The organism is Nonomuraea sp. 10N515B, assembly GCF_052245915.1.
GTDB lineage: Bacteria > Actinomycetota > Actinomycetes > Streptosporangiales > Streptosporangiaceae > Nonomuraea.
In genome coordinates this window covers 1-15767 of the sequence record NZ_JBQQBQ010000114.1, presented here as the reverse complement: position 1 = coordinate 15767, position 15767 = coordinate 1, and the positions used below count along the sequence as shown (strand labels likewise).

The window sequence follows — 15767 nt, the reverse complement described above, 5'->3', positions numbered from 1 at the left end:
GCCGGATCATCTACATCCACTCCGCCGCACAACTCGTCGAGTGGCGCACAGCGCTCGGGCGCCCCGCCTCACCCGTGCGGAGCCTGCCGATCACCGAGATCGCACCCGACATCCCTGTCATAGGGCCGGTGCCACCCCTCGACAAGGAGATGCGAGACCTGCACACCCGGGCAGCCAGACGTCCCGACTGAGCACCGTCGGCGCCCTTTTACCAGGAGGGCATCAAGAGCCTGACAGATCAGCCCCGCTCCGGCCGGCCACCCACTTCAGCACGCGCCCTGACGGCGCGCTGCCATTCGGAGGCGTGGTGGAGCAGATCATGAGCCGTGGCCGCACTTTGCCTTCTGTCGTATCGTCCCGGGATGGCGAGGACATTGCGGCTGGCGGTCGCGCAAAGCACGGTGCCTGAGGATCCGACCGATCCGAGGACGCTACGGGCGAGTGGGGCGGAAGTGCGCAGCCTGATGCGGGAGGCCGCCGCGGCCGGTGCGCGACTGGTGCAGTTCCCAGAAGGGGCGATCACATATCCGGGCAAGCACGTGATGTCTTCCGGCCCGCCTGGAACGCTGGCAGCGGCGGACTGGAGCCGCGTCCCTTGGGACGTGCTGCGCGAGGAGGCCGAGTCGATCGCGAGCCTGGCCGGAGAGCTTCGCCTCTGGGTGGCCTTCGGCTCGATCCACCCACTGACCTCGCCGAACCGGCCGCACAACAGCCTGTATGTGGTCAGCGACCAGGGGCACCTGGTTGCACGGTATGACAAGCGATTCTTGTCGAACACCGAGATTTCTTTCATGTATTCGCCCGGTTCGTCGCCGATCGTCTTCGAGATCGACGGAATCCGGTTCGGGTGCGCTCTGTGCATCGAAGCGGAGTTCCCCGAGGTGTTCGCTGAGTACGAGCGACTGAACGTGCACTGCGTCCTGTTGTCGGTGATGGTCGACGACGCGGCCCGAGCGGTTGTCGCACAGGCATACGGCAGGCTGTACGGCTACTGGCTCGGGTACTCCATCCCGGCCCAGTTCAGCGCAACTGTGCCCTCAGGGATCGTCGCACCCGGCGGTCGCTGGCTGGCGCGCTGCCCGGGGGACGGCCGACCAGCGCTGGCCGTGGCCGATCTCGACCTTGACGCGACAGATGAGGATATTGATGTGTCCGTTCGCCTCGCCCGGCCATGGCGTCGCCTGGCACGCGCGGGGCTCTATGACGACCGGATGGTGCTGAGGGATCCTCGGAGCGAGACACGCACGGCGTTCTGATCGGGCGACCGTGGCACTCATAGAGGGTGAACCGCGGCCCCAGATGTTGCCGCCATTTGCAGTCCCACCTCTGCAGGTGAGCGGTAAGCCGCTGGGCGAGCTCGATGCCGTGGCGCCATAACCGTGAACTCCGAACTCGAGGTGGCGCCCTTCGGTCTCGTCCTCCTGGTGTGCCTCTCGATGGGTGAGGTAGGCGAAGCTGTCGGAGGTGATGAGGGCGGGCCTGGGTACAAAGCCGTGCCCACTGCCAGTGCAAGCCGTTGGCGCTCGCGAACTTTTCATCGTGCGGGAGCGACGAACCATGAAGTCGATCATTACGGAGGCCGTTGATGACTTCGTCCTTGGCTGTGGAACCGCCGTTGGCCCGCCCGAACCGATCCAGGCGGCTGAGGGGTCTCGGGCTGATCGTTCTCGGCATCGCGCTGGGTGCGACGCTGTCCGTCGCGGCGCAGTGGCCCCAGTCCGAGGTGGTCTACCGCAGCGATCAGCTGGCCACCGTGACGTACGACGACGATTCAAAGCATCTGCTGGCCTTGGTTCGCGAGAGCGCCCTTCTTGGGGAGTCGCACCAGATCTTCGTCGGCCGGGATCCCAGCCTTTCCTACGGCCACCGGGTGGACATCGAAACGTCCGCCGACTCCGTCAAGACGACGACGTGGACGACCGCTGGGGTGCGGGTGCTTTTCAACACCGGGCACGAGCTGTTCATCCCCGCCACGTACTTCATCGGCGGCCGGTGACTCGGACAGGGCCAACGCCCATCCTGGCCCAGCTGGCCGAGCTGTTCCTGGACTACGGCGAGGGCTACATCGTCTCTGGCCCGCTGGCCTGGAGCCCGACCGAGGTCATGCTGCTGCTCACCGACTGGCTGCCCCGCAAGACCATCCTCGATGCCACCCAGCGCACAGCCCTCGCCGACATCCTGCGCCAGTAGTTGACCTACGCCCTCGATCAGCGCGGCGTCGACCTCACCGACCGGCAAGCCGTCGACGATGCCATCCACGCACTCAACGCCGAACGACTCGCCCGCCTGCTCCCGTGATCAGTCGGAGGTACAGCGTGACATCCAGGGCGTGGAGTCACCGCTGGCCGATGTAAGTACCGCACAGAAGTTCCCAGTCGTGGTCTTCGGCATCCGCGGATGGCGTTCCTGAAAGCCCCCACCGGAGCGCTCTCCCCACACAGTAGCTTTGGTTCCGCGACAGAAAAGGGGGGATTCCGTGCCCGACATGGCCCGTGACCTACTGGCCGGATTGCTCGAGGCGTCGGCGGAACCGGCCGCGTTCAGTGTCTGTCGAAAGCTTACCAAGACCGATCTGTCGGTGGTGGTCGATGGGGTCGGCCCGCTGCGGTTTCCCATCTCCGATGAGCAGGCCGTCCAACTGCGCGGGCTCAGCCGCCGTGCGCGGTTCGGACGTGGCGAGCAAACCCTTGCCGACCCGGAGGTGCGCGACACCTGGGAGATTCCCAAGGAGTTGGTGCGCGTCGAGTGGACAGAGGCGTTCGCGGCCGTCCTCGATGGAATGCGCCAAGAGCTGGGGTTGCCGCCGCACTGCAAGCTCACGCCTGACCTGCACTCCATGCTCCTCTACGAGACCGGGCAGTTCTTCGTCGCGCACCAGGACTCCGAGAAGAACGACGCCATGGTCGCGACCTTGGTGGTGACGCTGCCGTCCGCGCACACCGGCGGCGAGCTCGTCGTCGAGCATCAGGGCCAGACCAAGAAATACCGGGGGCTGAAGACCGCGGTCTCGCTGGTGGCCTTCTACGCCGACTGCCGGCACCAGGTTCTTCCCGTGAAGACGAGCAACCGCGTCGCCCTTACCTACAACCTGCTCCTGACGGGCGACAGCCAGGATACGGCGGCCGAGCATCCGCTGGTCAGTGATCTCGCGGCCTGCCTTCACGCGCACTTCACCACCCCGGTCGTCCTCCCATACAGCCATCGCAGGGGCGATCCGCCAGCGCGGCTGGCGTACCTCCTCGACCATGAGTACACCGCCCGCGGGCTGAGCTGGTCCCGGTTGAAGGGCTCCGACGCCGCACGGAGCGCTCTGCTGCGGGCTGCGGCGGAGCGGGCGGATTGCGAGGTCACCCTGGCCCTCGCGGAGATCCAGGAGACCTGGGACGCCTACGATCCCGACGAGGACGAGGATGCGTGGTACGGCGTTCATGAGGACGAGGACCCCGACGACTACGAGGACTCGGGCAGCGCCGACGACGGGCAGTACGTCCTGCAGGACCTGATCGGAACCTCCACGACGCTTGCCCACTGGATCGGCCCGGAAACAGGGCGGCTCGAGGACATCTCGCTGGACCTCAGCGACGCCGAGGTGGCCGCGACGACCCCTACGGCTGATATCACGCCCTACTCCTCCGAGTACGAGGGTTACATGGGCAACTACGGCAACACCCTGGACCGCTGGTACCGGCGAGCAGCGCTGGTCATCTGGCCTCGGAGCCAGGGCTTCGCCAGCCGGGCCGAGGCGTCTCCGGAATGGGCGCTGGACGAACTCACTGCGATAACCCGCGCCGGGGAGATCGCGGAGGCCCGTGAGGCGGCGCGGTCGCTGGAGTCCTTCTGGCACGCCGCAGGCCGTTACGCCGACCAGACCGAATTTCTCGGCAAGGCGCTGGAAGCAGCCAGGGAGCTGGATGACGCGGAGATCGCCGCCATGCTTCTGCGGCCGTTCGAGTTGGGGCGGCTGGTCCCCGGACACGGCCCGGCATTCGCCGGCCTGGCGGCGCGCTACGGCGACACCTGGATCGACGGTCTGCTGCGCGACTGGTCCAAGGGCTGGCGGCCCGGCTCCTACGGCCTCGCCCAAGCGCCGCTGGAATGGCTCGAGAATCTTCCTCGGCTGTGTACCGCGCTCTCGCTCGAGGGGAGAGCGTCCATCACGGCCGCCTGCCGCATCGTCGATTTGTCGTGGACGATGTTCGCGGGCCAGGTCGGTCCAGCGCTCGACGGGCCCCTCACCTCCCGACGGGAAGAATGGCTGACCGCCTTCGGGGCGCCATGCTCCGGGATCATCGCGGCCGCGGCCCAACTGGGATCGACGGGCGTACTGGAGGGGGCCCACAAGCTCGCGCGGACAGACGGCGAGCGGGCGCTCGTGCTGGCATTGGCCACATTGCGGGCCGCGGGGCCGCAACGGGCGGGTTTCGGCGAACTGGCCATCAGCTGCGCCGAACGGATCCAGACATCGCTCGCCCAGCCGCAACGCGCACCTGGCGACTGGTCGATCGCGCTGCCCACCGGATGCGCATGCGGGCTGTGCGAAGTGCTCGGCTCGTTCCTCCAGCATCCCGAACGACGTGCTTTCGACTGGCCGCTCGCGAAAGATAACCGCAGGCATGTCCACGCCCGACTAGATGATGCCGAGTTGCCCGTCCGCCACGAGACCAGGCGGCAGGGCCGCCCGTACACCCTGGTGTTGACCAAGACCGAGGCGCTCTTTGAACGAGAACGTCTCACGCGTGCACGTCACGAAGCAGACCTGGCCTGGCTCACCACGAACTGGAATGTTTCTGTCTGATCCGACCTTGCACGACGCTCAAACCGGGTACGGAGGGAAGGCTCATGTCAGGCCACGCGGATGCGATGTGGAGGGAGGAGGCGAGCCACCATATGCGACCAGTGGTGCTCAATCCTCGGACACAGACCCCGGACAAGATTGTCATTTTCCTTGTCTGCGAGCACCCCCCAAACAGCGAACATGTTCATTAACATGTTCATCGACATGTTAATGAACATGTCGATTGGAGGGGATCAAGATGCAGGCCGACGAGATCGCCGAGATTGTGGCAAACCTGCGCACGCTCGGCGCGGATATCGCCGACATCGAGGTCAAGAGGGCCCAGAGCGGGCTGCCCAAGTCCGTCCGGGAAACCTTGTCCGCCTTCTCCAACTCGCACGGAGGCGTAATCATCCTTGGCCTGGACGAGACCGACGCCTTCGCCGCGACGGGCCTTGCCCACCCGGCCAAGCTGGCGGCGGATCTCGGCGCGATGTGTGCAGAGGACATGGAGCCTCCGGTCCGACCACTGATCGAAATTCATTCATTCGAGGGCACGCAGATCGTGGTCGCACACGTGCCGGAACTTGATCCAGCGCACAAACCCTGCTTCGTCAAGACCGCCGGGATCACCAAGGGCAGCTACACCCGAGTCAGCGACGGCGACCGGCGGCTGACCACGTACGAAGTCCAACTCCTGCTCTCTTCCCGGGGCCAGCCCCGCGACGACGAGGAACCCGTGCCCGGTACCGGGCTCGACAGCATCGATCCGGTTAGCGCGGACGCCCTGGTTGCCCGGTTGCGGATCACCAGGCCCTACGCGTTCCAGGGGCTCACCCGCGAAGCCATCCTGCGCCGGGCCAAGGTACTCGTGCCTCATGGCACCACCGAGGCCGTGTCGGTTGCCGGGCTGCTGACCCTGAACTCCTTTCCCCAGGAGTTTTTTCCCCAGCTCATGGTGACGTTCGTCTCCTACCCCACCGTGACTGGATCGCCGACGCCCTCCGGGGAGCGCTTCCTGGACAACGTCACCTTCGAGGGCCCCATCCCCGTCCTGATCCGCGACGCTCTCAACGCCGTCCGCCGGAACATGTCACGCCGCGCCCTCATCGTCGGAGTCGGCCGCCAGGACGTGTGGGAGTACCCCGAGACCGCGCTTCGCGAAGCCATCACCAACGCCCTCGTCCACCGCGACCTGTCAGGCAGCGCGCGAGGCACGGCGATCCGGATCGAGATGTACCCCGACCGCTTGGTCATCAGCAATCCCGGCGGGCTCTACGGCTCACTCACCGTCGACGATCTCGGAGAGGAGGGCGTCTCCTCCGCCCGCAACGCCGCCCTCATCAGGCTTCTGGAGGACGTGCCGCTCCCCGGCGAAACCCGCACCATCTGTGAGAACCGCGGCTCTGGCATCCGCGCCATGTTGGACGCGCTGCGTGCCGCGGGCATGAGCCCGCCTCGGTTCGACGACAAGATCTCCAGATTCACAGTGACCTTCCCCAATCACACCCTGCTCGGTCCGGACACGATCCAATGGATCAGTAGCCTCGGCGCGAAGGGCCTGACCAGCAGTCAGCACCTGTTCCTCGCCGTGTTGCGCGACGCACAGGATGCCCTGGACAACCGCGCCTACCGCGAACACACCGGAGTGGACTCCCGCGTCGCCACCGCCGAACTCCAAGACCTCGTCGCCCGAGAACTGATCACACAGGCCGGGACCCGCCGTTGGGCTCGCTACGAACTCGCTCCCCAGCGCACTCCACCAACCGCCGAACGAGCCGACCGCCGCAAGACAATCCTCGACGCACTCGGCTCCGACACCCTCTCCCGCGCCGAACTCGCCGCACGAACCGACCTGGCCGACCAGATCGTACGACGTTGGCTCCGCGTCCTTCGTGACGAAGGCACCATCGAACACATCGGCAACCCCCGCAGCCCTAACGTCAAATACCGGCGCGCCGCTCAGGGCACTCTCTTCGAACCGGACAACAGCAGCTAATTAGCCCAGACGACCTCCCCAGGGCTCCAGGCACCAAGTCGACCCGGTCGAAGGCGGCGGTGACAATGCCTACGGCTACCCCGTCGACGCAGCCGAGACCTTCCTCCGCACCCCTCGCGCGGTTAGGATTCGGCGCACCTGAGCGCGGGAAACCGATGGGGGCCGGTCGATGAGCGTGCGGCGCGAGCGCGAGCGGCGGGCACCCTCGCCGTGCTGTTCTCGGTTGCCTTGGCGCTGGTGGGCAACCTCGCCACCAACACTGTCCAGGTCGCGTGGGCGGGCTGGCCGATGCTCGTGTGGGGCGTGACGATCCTGCTGCTGGCCATGGTCGCCAGGATCGAGATTCGGCGGGCCCGCACAGGAGCGGCGGACCTGGTGGACGAGCTGACCCGCGCAGTGGGGACGCGGTACAAGTACCTGGTCGTGCAGTACGGGATCAACCAGCCGATGCCGCTGCGGGTCATGTGGTCGTCGACCGGTCGTCCTGTCGCCGCCGGTCGCGACGTCGTGCTGGGCGACACCTCGGGTGCGCATTGGGAGTCGCTGCCGCTGGAAGGGGATGCCCGGGGCATCGTGACGGCGTTCCTCGAGTTGCCGTATCGGCAGCTGATGGTGCTGGGGCAGTGGCGGACTTCGCCGCGCGCCGCATCCGGGAGGACTATCTCGCCTCCGCCGACCGGGCGGCGGTGGGCAGGCTGCTGGACGACGGCAAGCTGCTGCCGATCCTCGACGGACTGGACGAACTGCCCGCCGTCTCTCGGCATCGCTGTGCGAGCTCTAGACAACTTCGCCGCCACGGGGTGCCCGCTGCTGGTGACCTGCCGCGGCCTGCCGTACGAGCAAGCGGTGAAAAGCAGCGGAACGCTGCTGTCCAGGGCGGCCGTCGTGGAGATCGAGCCGGTCGGCGGAGGGGACGTCATCGAGTTCCTGTCGCATCCTGAGCCGGCGCGCGGGCGGTGGGAGCCGGTTTTCCAGGAGATTCGCGAGCATCGCGACGGGCCGCTGGCGCGGGCGCTGTCGACGCCGCTGATGGTGAGCCTGGCTAGGACCGTTTACCGGGCACCCGAGCAGGATCCGGGCGATCTGGTACGCGTGCCGGATCGCGACACGGTCGAACGGTTGCTGCTGGATCAGTTCGTGCCGGCGGCCTACGCCGAGCCGGAGGGGCTGAGCGGCGGGCGTGGGCGCCGATACCGTCCCGAACGGGCGGCTCAGCGGCTGAGCTGCCTGGCCCTGCAGATGTTCCACAGCGGGACGCGGACCCTGCGCTGGTGGGAGCTGTCGGCCGGGCATTTTCGGCCGTGGAGAGTGCCGTTGTTCGTGCCGGTCGTCGTGGGCGTCGTCCTGCTGGCGGTTCTGGTGATCGGGCTGATCGCCGGTAATGCGCCGCTCGTGGTCGTCTCGGTGCTGCCGCTGGTCTGCGTGCTACCGGGCGGTTTGGGCGGCCTGCTGGGAGGGCCGCTGCTCGGGTGGCGACTGGACGCCATCTGGGTGGGCGTGGTGGGCGGCGTCGTCATGTGGGCGGCCATGGGCACGTTGCCGACCTGGTGGGATTCAGTCGGGCTGCGCAGGGGTCGCGCTCATGTCCGTGCTGCGCGCCTATCACCTCCGGGCGATCGTGGCCTTCCTCCAGCGTGGGCTCCTCGCACTCCTGGCCTTCTCGGTGCCGGCCTGGTTCATGCGGCCCGACCGGCTGCTGACGATGGCGGTCGCCGGAGCGGTGGTCTTCGCCGTGGCGGGGGCGTGGCAGGGCGGGATGTGGGCGTGGCTGTTTTTTCGCGCCAACCACCTCGTCCTGGCCGCGCGCGGGTGGCTGCCCGTACGGCTGATCGCTTTCCTCAACGACGCGCGCGAGCGCGGACTGCTCCGGCACGTCGGCGCCGAGCTGCAGTTCCGCCACGTCATCCTGCAGGATCATCTGGCTGCGCGTGCCGAGGCCGTACGGGCGGCAGAGCCGCTGGCCGACCTCCGCGCCGCCCGCGGAGAGACCGATCGGGCGGTCGCGGTGCTGCGCAAGGGGATCATCGCGGGGGACAGCGACACGCTCGGGTTGGAGGAGCGGCTGTCCGCGCTGCTCAGGGTGGTGGATGTCCCGGCTGAGACGTGACAAGGTCGAACGTCTCCGGGAGGCCGACGCCGCTCTGCCGGAAGCCCGACTCGCTGAGGCCGCACCCGACTGGTTCGACACTCCACCGCCTGAGCCGACGAGGTGATCACTACCAGCGATGCCAGGTGACACAGATCGTCGACGTCACGCGTCCGCGCCGCGAGTGCCTTCATCGCGAACACGTGCTCAGGCGACGCCGCCATCACCCGCAACCACCCCTCGCCGTACCAGACGCTCACCCAGCGCCGTGAACGCCCGACTCCAGCTCTGCGCGCCCCAGCAGCCCGTCCGACGTCATGCGGCTTCCAGATCACTGCCAGCCAGAAACACCCCATGCTCGTCATCCTCAGGAGTTTCCTGACGCCGACCGGACAACCGCCCGCTCCGAACTGCGCAGCCAGAGGCCCTTCGGGGCCTCTTCTGCGTTTCAGGACACGCGGCCCGAGGGCCTGCTCGCCGGTGATGTCCGCACACCGAAGTGCCCGGGCGCCGGGCTGGTTACGGGCGGCCGAGATGCCTTCAGCGTGGGGCAGGCCCAGTGCATCGTGCTCACAGAGGATTCTTCTATGGCAACGATAACATTCACGCCGCCGACGGATATATCTGGGGGAAACCTGTGCTTGACGCCATGGAATGGCATCGTTAACAATCGAGACGCCCGGCCGTCCTGACACCTTCGGCATCTTCCGGACCCAAGGAGAGACCATGGTCCGCTCGCATCTTTTGGGAGCGCTAACATCGCCTACTCGCCGCGACGTCCTCCGAGGTATGGGAGGGCTGGCCGCAGCCGGCACGCTGGCCGCCTGCGGCGTGCCCGTCGAGTCGGACAAACCCGCCGCGCTCGGATCCTCGGCCGCGCCGTCGGCCGCGCAGGCCCGCGGCGAGGTCACCCTGTGGATGCGCGACGACGACCTGCTGAAGGTCTTCCGCACCGTGGTCCCGGCCTTCAACGCCCAATACCCCAACGTCAAGGTCAACCTCAAAGGCGTGGACATCGCCACCAAGCTCGCTCCGGCCCTGGTCAGCGGCGTCGGCCTGCCTGACGGGTCGTTCTGGGAGGACGACCAGCTCGGCCAGCACGCCGACCACCTGTACGACCTGACCGCGCTGATGAGCAAGTACCGCGCCGACACCGTCCAGTTCAAGCTCGACGTCCTCACCCACGACGGCCGGCTCGTCGGCGTCCCGTGGGACACCGACCCGGGGCTCCTCTACTACAACGACGAGATCCTCAAAGGCGCCGGCGTCGACCCGGCCTCCCTGACCGACTACGACGCGCTGCTGGGCGCCGCCCGCGCCATCAAGGCCAAGAACCCCAAGGCCAGGCCGATCCCGCTGGAGCAGGACAACACCCTGGGCATGATGTGGTACACGATGTTCCTGAACCAGCAGCAGGGACACGGCCTTGTGGACCCCTCGGGCAACCTGACGCTGGACGGCGAGGCCTCCCGCAGGGCGCTGACCTGGATCAAGACCGTCGTGGACGAAGGGCTGGGCGCGCGGCAGAAGTTCGCGAGCACCGCCCAGATCACCATGCTCGACGACGGGATCATCTCGCTGGTCCCGTGGGCGCAGTGGTTCATCTTCATCCCGCAGTCGGGTCTGAAGAAGACGACGGGCCAGTGGCGGATGACCCACCTGCCCGCCTGGTCCTCCGGCGGCGCCCGCAGCGGGCTGATGGGCGGCAGCTCCTTCGTCATCCCCGCCAAGGCCAAGAACCCCGAGCTGGCCTGGCTGTTCTACGAGTTCGCCATCTACCGGCCCGAGGGGTACCGGACGGTGTTCTCCAAGAACTCGGTCTACCCGACCGGGCTCAACACCGTCGTCCCCTCGGTCAAGTCGGCGCTCGACCCTGCCAAGCCCTTGGTGGAAAAGCTGCCGCAGCTCGGCGGCGTGGACAACTGGACCATCAGCACCAAGGCGGCACTGGAGATCCCGCCCGGATACACGGCCCCCTCCTGGTACGGCCAAGCGGCCAAATACCTCGGCGCCAACGTCCAGCGCCTGATGGACGGGAAGATGTCGGTCGACGAGGTGATCGCCAAGTCCACGGCCGACATCAAGAAGAACCTGATCGACAGGAACTGACGGCTGTGTCGACACTGGCTAACCGGGTGGCCGCGCGGCACGCGTCCGCCGCCCGCGCGTCCCGTGGCCGGCGTGGGCCGCGTACGGGATGGAGGGGGCTGCTGCTGGTCTCCCCGTTCCTCCTGTTCTTCGCGGCCTTCACCGCCTACCCGCTCTACTACGCCTTCCAGCTCAGCTTCCTGGACTGGCACGGCGGCGCGACGTACCGATGGGCCGGGCTGGGCAACTACTCCTACCTGCTGACCAACTCCGACTTCTGGGCGGCGCTGGGCAACACGGTCCTCATCTGGCTGCTGATCGTGCCGCTGCAGACCGTCGGGGCCATCGCCGCGGCGGGCGCGCTGTCGCGGGCGGGGCTCCGCTTCAAAGCGTTGCTGCGCACGGCGGTGATCATTCCTTACGTGACGCCGATCGCGGCCATGGCCCAGGCCTTCATCCTGATCTTCGATAGGGACTACGGAGTGGCCAACTACCTCCTCGAGCTGGTCGGACTGCCGTCCGTGGAGTGGTTGACCTCGACCGAGTGGTCCAAGGTGACGATCGCCCTGCTGGTGTTGTGGAAGTCCAGCGGGTTCGCGCTCATCGTCATGCTGGCCGCCATCCAGGGCATCCCCGGCGAGGTCTACGAGGCGGCCGCGCTGGACGGGGCGGGGCCGTTCACCACCTTCTGGAGGATCACCGTGCCGCTGATGCGTCACGCCATCGCGTTCTTCGTGGTCATCTCCACGCTGGGCATCTCGCAAATGTTCCTGGAGCCGTACGTGCTGACGGACGGAGGCCCGTACAACAGCAGCACCACCAGCGGCCTGTACCTGTTCCAGCACATCGGCGCCTCCGACCTCGGCACGGGGGCTGCCAACACGTTCCTGCTGGTCGTCATGGTCCTCGCGCTCTCGGTCGCGGCGGTGCGCCTGTTCCGGGAGTCGAAATGAGCGTGGTGCGCCGCGGCGGCGGATACCTGCTGCTGGCGGCGGCCGTCGTGGTTTTCCTTTATCCCATCTGGTGGATGGCCGTCTCGGCGTTCAAGCCGGGGGCGAGCATCCTGAACGACCCGCTGGGGGCGGGGCCGTTCACGCTGAACAACTTCAAGGCGATGTTCGAGGTGGTGCCGATCGGCCAGGCACTCGGCAACACGGCCATGGTGGTGGTCGCCAAGAGCGCTCTGACCCTGGTGTTCTGCCCGCTGGCCGGGTACGGCTTCGCCAAGTACCGCTTCCGGTTCAAGGAGGCGCTGTTCGGGGTGGTGCTGCTGACGCTGATGCTGCCCACCCTGGCCCTGGTCATCCCGCTGCTGCTGGAGATGAAGCAACTCGGCTGGGTCAACACCTATCAGGCGCTTATCCTGCCCGGCGCGGTGGACGCCTTCAGCGTGTTCTACATGCGCCAAGTCATCAGCCAGGTGCCCGACGAGATGCTGGACGCCGCGGCCATCGACGGTGCGTCGGTGCTGCGCACGTTCTGGTCGGTCGTGGTGCCGGTGATCCGTCCCGGGCTGGCGGCGCTGGCCGTGCTCACCTTCTTCAACGTCTACAACGACCTGGTCTGGCCGATCGTGGCGGTCAACGACGAGAACCGGCAGACCGTCTCGGTCCTGCTGGCCAACCTCGCCACTAACGTCACCGGCGCCCAGACCGCCAGCGGCTTCGACCTGTGGGGCCAGCTCATGGCCGCCTGCACGATCGCCACCGTTCCCACCGTCATCGTCTTCCTGCTGGTGCAGCGCCACTTCATCAAGGGCCTGCTGGCAGGCAGCAGCAAATAGTCAGGAGTCGTCATTGCTCACCGCTGACATCACGCTCAGCACCTCCTTCCATCGAGGTCCCGTGGACCGCCGCCTGTTCGGGTCATTCGTCGAGCACATGGGCCGATGCGTGTACACCGGCATCTACGAGCCCGGCCATCCCACTGCCGACGAGCACGGCTTCCGCGGCGACGTCGCCGAGCTGGTCCGCGAGCTGGGCGTCACGCTGGTGCGCTACCCGGGCGGCAACTTCGTCTCCGGCTACCGCTGGGAGGACGGCATCGGCCCGCGCGAGTCCCGGCCCCGCACCCTCGACCTGGCCTGGCGCGGGATCGAGCCGAACGAGGTCGGCACCGACGAGTTCCTCGGCTGGGCGGCACGCGGCGGCCTGACCCCGATGATGGCGGTGAACCTCGGCACCCGCGGCATCCAGGAGGCCGCGGACCTGGTCGAATACTGCAACGCGCCGGGCGCCACCCGCTGGTCCGACCTGCGCCGCGCCAACGGCACCGCCGATCCGTACAAGGTCCCCCTGTGGTGCCTCGGCAATGAGATGGACGGGCCCTGGCAGATCGGGCACACTAGCGCCCGCGAGTACGGCGCACTGGCGCGCGAGGCGGGCAAGGCGATGAAGCTCGTCGATCCCGGGATCGAGCTGGTGGTCTGCGGCAGCAGCAACAGGGAGATGCCGACCTTCGGCTACTGGGAGACGGAGGTCCTGGAGCAGGCCTACGACATCGCCGACTACCTGTCCCTGCACGCGTACTACCTCAACGACGGGGAGCGGGCGGGGTACCTCGGCTCCGGCGCGGCGCTGGACGCGTTCATCGGCGACGTGATCGCCACCGCCGACGCGGTCGGGGCGCGGCTGGGTCGCAAGAAGAAGATCAACCTGTCGTGCGACGAGTGGAACGTCTGGACCCGTGACCCGTACGTGGACCTGACCGCCCGCGAGCCGGACGTGGCCCTGCCGCTCACCGAGCACGAGTACACCCCGCTGGACGGGGTGGTGACGGGCGACCTGCTGGTCGCACTGCTCAACCACGCCGACCGGGTCCGCGTCGGCTGCCAGTCACTGCTGGTCAACGTGAGCGCGCCGATCCTCACCCGGCCGGGCGGCCCGGCACGCAAGCAGACGATCTTCTACCCGTTCGCGCTCGCCGCCCGCATGGCCCGCGGCCTGAGCCTCCACACGGTGGTCGCCGCCCCGGAGGTCGCCACCGTACGGCACGGCGACGTCCCCGCCGTCGCCGCAGCCGCGACCCACGACGAGGACACGGGGGAGATCGCCCTGTTCGTCACCAACCGCAGTGCCGAGCCGGTGCGGATCCGGCTGGGCCACGAGGGCCCGGGAACGCTGAAGGTCCAGGACGCGTGGATGTTGACCGCGACCGGATCCGGTCTCCCCCTGCCCTTCACCCAGCATGTGGCCGCCGACGACGGGACCACCGTCCTGCACCTGCCCGCCGAGTCCTGGACGGCGCTGAAGGCCCAGCGACAGGACTGAGACGGGCCATGCGCCAACCGTCCCCGTCGTCCAGGCGGTGACGACCTAGAGCTCCTTCGATCAGCTCGCCGCCGGTGCGGTGCTTGCCCGCCGCACCAGCGTCGGGACCACGAACGGTACGGTGTCGGCGTCGGCGTCGGCGTCGGCCCCGTCGAGCAACCGCAGCAGCGTCTCCACCGAGCGACGGCCCACCTCCTCGTGGTCAGGCCTGACCGTGGTCAGCGGCGGGATCAGATATCCGGCCTCGGGAATGTCGTCGAACCCGACGACGCTCACGTCCTCAGGCACCCTGATGCCGCGCTCGTGGAAGGCACGCAGCAGCCCGAGCGCCATGTGGTCGTTGGCGGCGAAGACGGCCGTCACGCCCTGGCGCTCGGCCAGCTCCAGCCCGGCCTGATAACCGGACTCCGCGCTCCAGTCGCCCGGCACGACCTGGGGCGCGGGACGACCCGCCTGCTCCAGCGTCGCCCGCCACGCCTCGATGCGCGCCTGGGCGTCCATGCGCTCACGCGGGCCGGAGACGTGCCACACCGTCGAATGCCCGAGGCGCAGCAGGTGCTCCACCGCCATCCGCACACCCTCGACCTGGTCGATGCGCACGGTCGGCACAGATTCGTCGGGGGTCGCCTCGACCGCGACGGCGGGCAGCCCCGCGGGCAGGCTGAGCAGCGCGCTGGTGGTCGCCACCTGGGAGGGGAACACGGTGATCACTCCGGCCACCGTGTGGCTCGTCAGATCGGCCATCGCCTCGACGATGCTGCCACGGTCGAAGCTCTCGGGGGTGGCGATCGTGACCCCGTAGCCGGCGGCGCGGGCCGCGCGGCCGATGCCCAGCAGCGTGGAGGCCGGCCCGAACAGCACCGAGTCGAAGCTGATCACACCGATGGTGTGCGCCTGCCGGCGGACCAGCCCTCGGGCCATCAGGTTGGGGCGGTAGTCGAGCTGCCGGATCGCCTCCAGCACCCGCTTCCGGGTCTCCTCGCGCACGTTGGGGCGTTCGTTCAGGACGCGCGACACCGTCTGAGGGGACACCCCGGCCAACCGCGCGACGTCACCGATCACCGCGGGACGCCCCTCCCGCCGGACACCTACCACCAGAGCCTCTTCCCCGTGTCGTAGCTTCTGGGAACGATATCAGCGACGCCTGCGCCGGCAGGTCTCTCACCTTGAACAGCCCTCAGATGGCGAGAGGCGCGCCACGCGGTCTCCGTCGCTTGGTATCTTCCCTTCCCCATGACGACAATTATCCCACCAGGCGGACAATGAAGTGCCCGCTCATAGCCTTGACTAGCCGATTGGTAACGTTAACAATTGCCTGGTTCGCATCCGGCCGACATCCCTGGAGTTCAGCAGTGCACACGGCACACCTCACGATCGATCCCGCCTTCCGCGTGGCCCCGGTCCGGCGGCGTACGTTCGGCACATTCGTCGAGCACCTCGGGCGCTGCGTCTACACCGGCATCTACGAGCCGGGGCACCCGACGGCCGACGAGGACGGCTTCCGCCGCGACGTGCTGGACCTGACCAGGGAGCTGGGCGTCTCCACGGTCC

General features: G+C 67.9%; 13 protein-coding genes and 2 pseudogenes. 12 read left to right on the top strand and 3 right to left on the bottom strand.

The window, feature by feature from the left end:
* The 6 genes and pseudogenes from ACTWQA_RS56550 to ACTWQA_RS56525 all read left to right on the top strand — a co-directional run.
* Positions 1-191, top strand: a pseudogene (locus ACTWQA_RS56550) (nucleoside deaminase); the annotation flags it as partial.
* A 171-nt stretch (positions 192-362) separates the two neighbouring features.
* Positions 363-1256: a carbon-nitrogen hydrolase family protein gene (locus ACTWQA_RS56545; protein ID WP_443167053.1), complete on the top strand. Its 894-nt coding sequence runs from the start codon at positions 363-365 to the stop codon at positions 1254-1256.
* A gap of 329 nt (positions 1257-1585) precedes the next feature.
* Positions 1586-1996, top strand: a complete 411-nt coding sequence (locus ACTWQA_RS56540) for a hypothetical protein (RefSeq protein ID WP_443167052.1) — start codon at positions 1586-1588, stop codon at positions 1994-1996.
* On the top strand, positions 1993-2190 hold the full coding sequence (locus ACTWQA_RS56535) for a hypothetical protein (protein WP_443167051.1): 198 nt from the start codon (positions 1993-1995) through the stop codon (positions 2188-2190). Before ACTWQA_RS56540 ends, ACTWQA_RS56535 begins: the two co-directional genes overlap by 4 nt.
* 295 nt (positions 2191-2485) lie before the next feature.
* Positions 2486-4795 (top strand): 2OG-Fe(II) oxygenase, encoded by a 2310-nt coding sequence (locus ACTWQA_RS56530; protein WP_443167050.1) that lies wholly within the window; start codon positions 2486-2488, stop codon positions 4793-4795.
* 238 nt (positions 4796-5033) lie between these two features.
* Positions 5034-6773, top strand: coding sequence for an ATP-binding protein (locus tag ACTWQA_RS56525; protein WP_443167049.1), 1740 nt, complete (start codon positions 5034-5036; stop codon positions 6771-6773).
* Between the two features lie 122 nt (positions 6774-6895).
* On the opposite strand, the gene ACTWQA_RS56520 is transcribed toward ACTWQA_RS56525, so the two are convergent.
* Entirely contained in the window at positions 6896-7693 is a 798-nt protein-coding gene (locus ACTWQA_RS56520; RefSeq protein ID WP_443167048.1) for a hypothetical protein, read from the bottom strand.
* A 291-nt stretch (positions 7694-7984) separates the two neighbouring features.
* Complete coding sequence (locus ACTWQA_RS56515) at positions 7985-8290, bottom strand: hypothetical protein (protein WP_443167047.1); 306 nt, start codon at positions 8288-8290, stop codon at positions 7985-7987.
* 65 nt (positions 8291-8355) lie between these two features.
* On the opposite strand from ACTWQA_RS56515, the gene ACTWQA_RS56510 reads away from it, so the two are divergent.
* The 5 genes from ACTWQA_RS56510 (at position 8356) to ACTWQA_RS56490 (ending at position 14216) form a co-directional block, all read left to right on the top strand.
* Positions 8356-8880 (top strand): hypothetical protein, encoded by a 525-nt coding sequence (locus ACTWQA_RS56510; RefSeq protein WP_443167046.1) that lies wholly within the window; start codon positions 8356-8358, stop codon positions 8878-8880.
* Between the two features lie 768 nt (positions 8881-9648).
* Positions 9649-10968: an ABC transporter substrate-binding protein gene (locus tag ACTWQA_RS56505; protein ID WP_443167045.1), complete on the top strand. Its 1320-nt coding sequence runs from the start codon at positions 9649-9651 to the stop codon at positions 10966-10968.
* 5 nt (positions 10969-10973) lie between these two features.
* Positions 10974-11900 (top strand): carbohydrate ABC transporter permease, encoded by a 927-nt coding sequence (locus ACTWQA_RS56500; protein ID WP_443167044.1) that lies wholly within the window; start codon positions 10974-10976, stop codon positions 11898-11900.
* Complete coding sequence (locus ACTWQA_RS56495; protein WP_443167043.1) at positions 11897-12730, top strand: carbohydrate ABC transporter permease; 834 nt, start codon at positions 11897-11899, stop codon at positions 12728-12730. The genes ACTWQA_RS56500 and ACTWQA_RS56495 overlap by 4 nt, the downstream gene beginning before the upstream one ends.
* Positions 12731-12743: 13 nt before the next feature.
* A complete protein-coding gene (locus ACTWQA_RS56490) occupies positions 12744-14216 on the top strand; it encodes an alpha-N-arabinofuranosidase (RefSeq protein WP_443167042.1) in 1473 nt (490 codons plus the stop codon).
* A 60-nt stretch (positions 14217-14276) separates the two neighbouring features.
* Here ACTWQA_RS56490 and ACTWQA_RS56485 read toward each other — a convergent pair whose 3' ends face one another.
* The gene (locus tag ACTWQA_RS56485; protein WP_443167041.1) at positions 14277-15278 is read right to left on the bottom strand and encodes a LacI family DNA-binding transcriptional regulator; all 1002 of its coding nucleotides are present in this window, start codon (positions 15276-15278) and stop codon (positions 14277-14279) included.
* Positions 15279-15568: 290 nt separating this feature from the next.
* On the opposite strand from ACTWQA_RS56485, the pseudogene ACTWQA_RS56480 reads away from it, so the two are divergent.
* Positions 15569-15767: pseudogene (locus tag ACTWQA_RS56480) on the top strand (alpha-L-arabinofuranosidase); the annotation flags it as partial.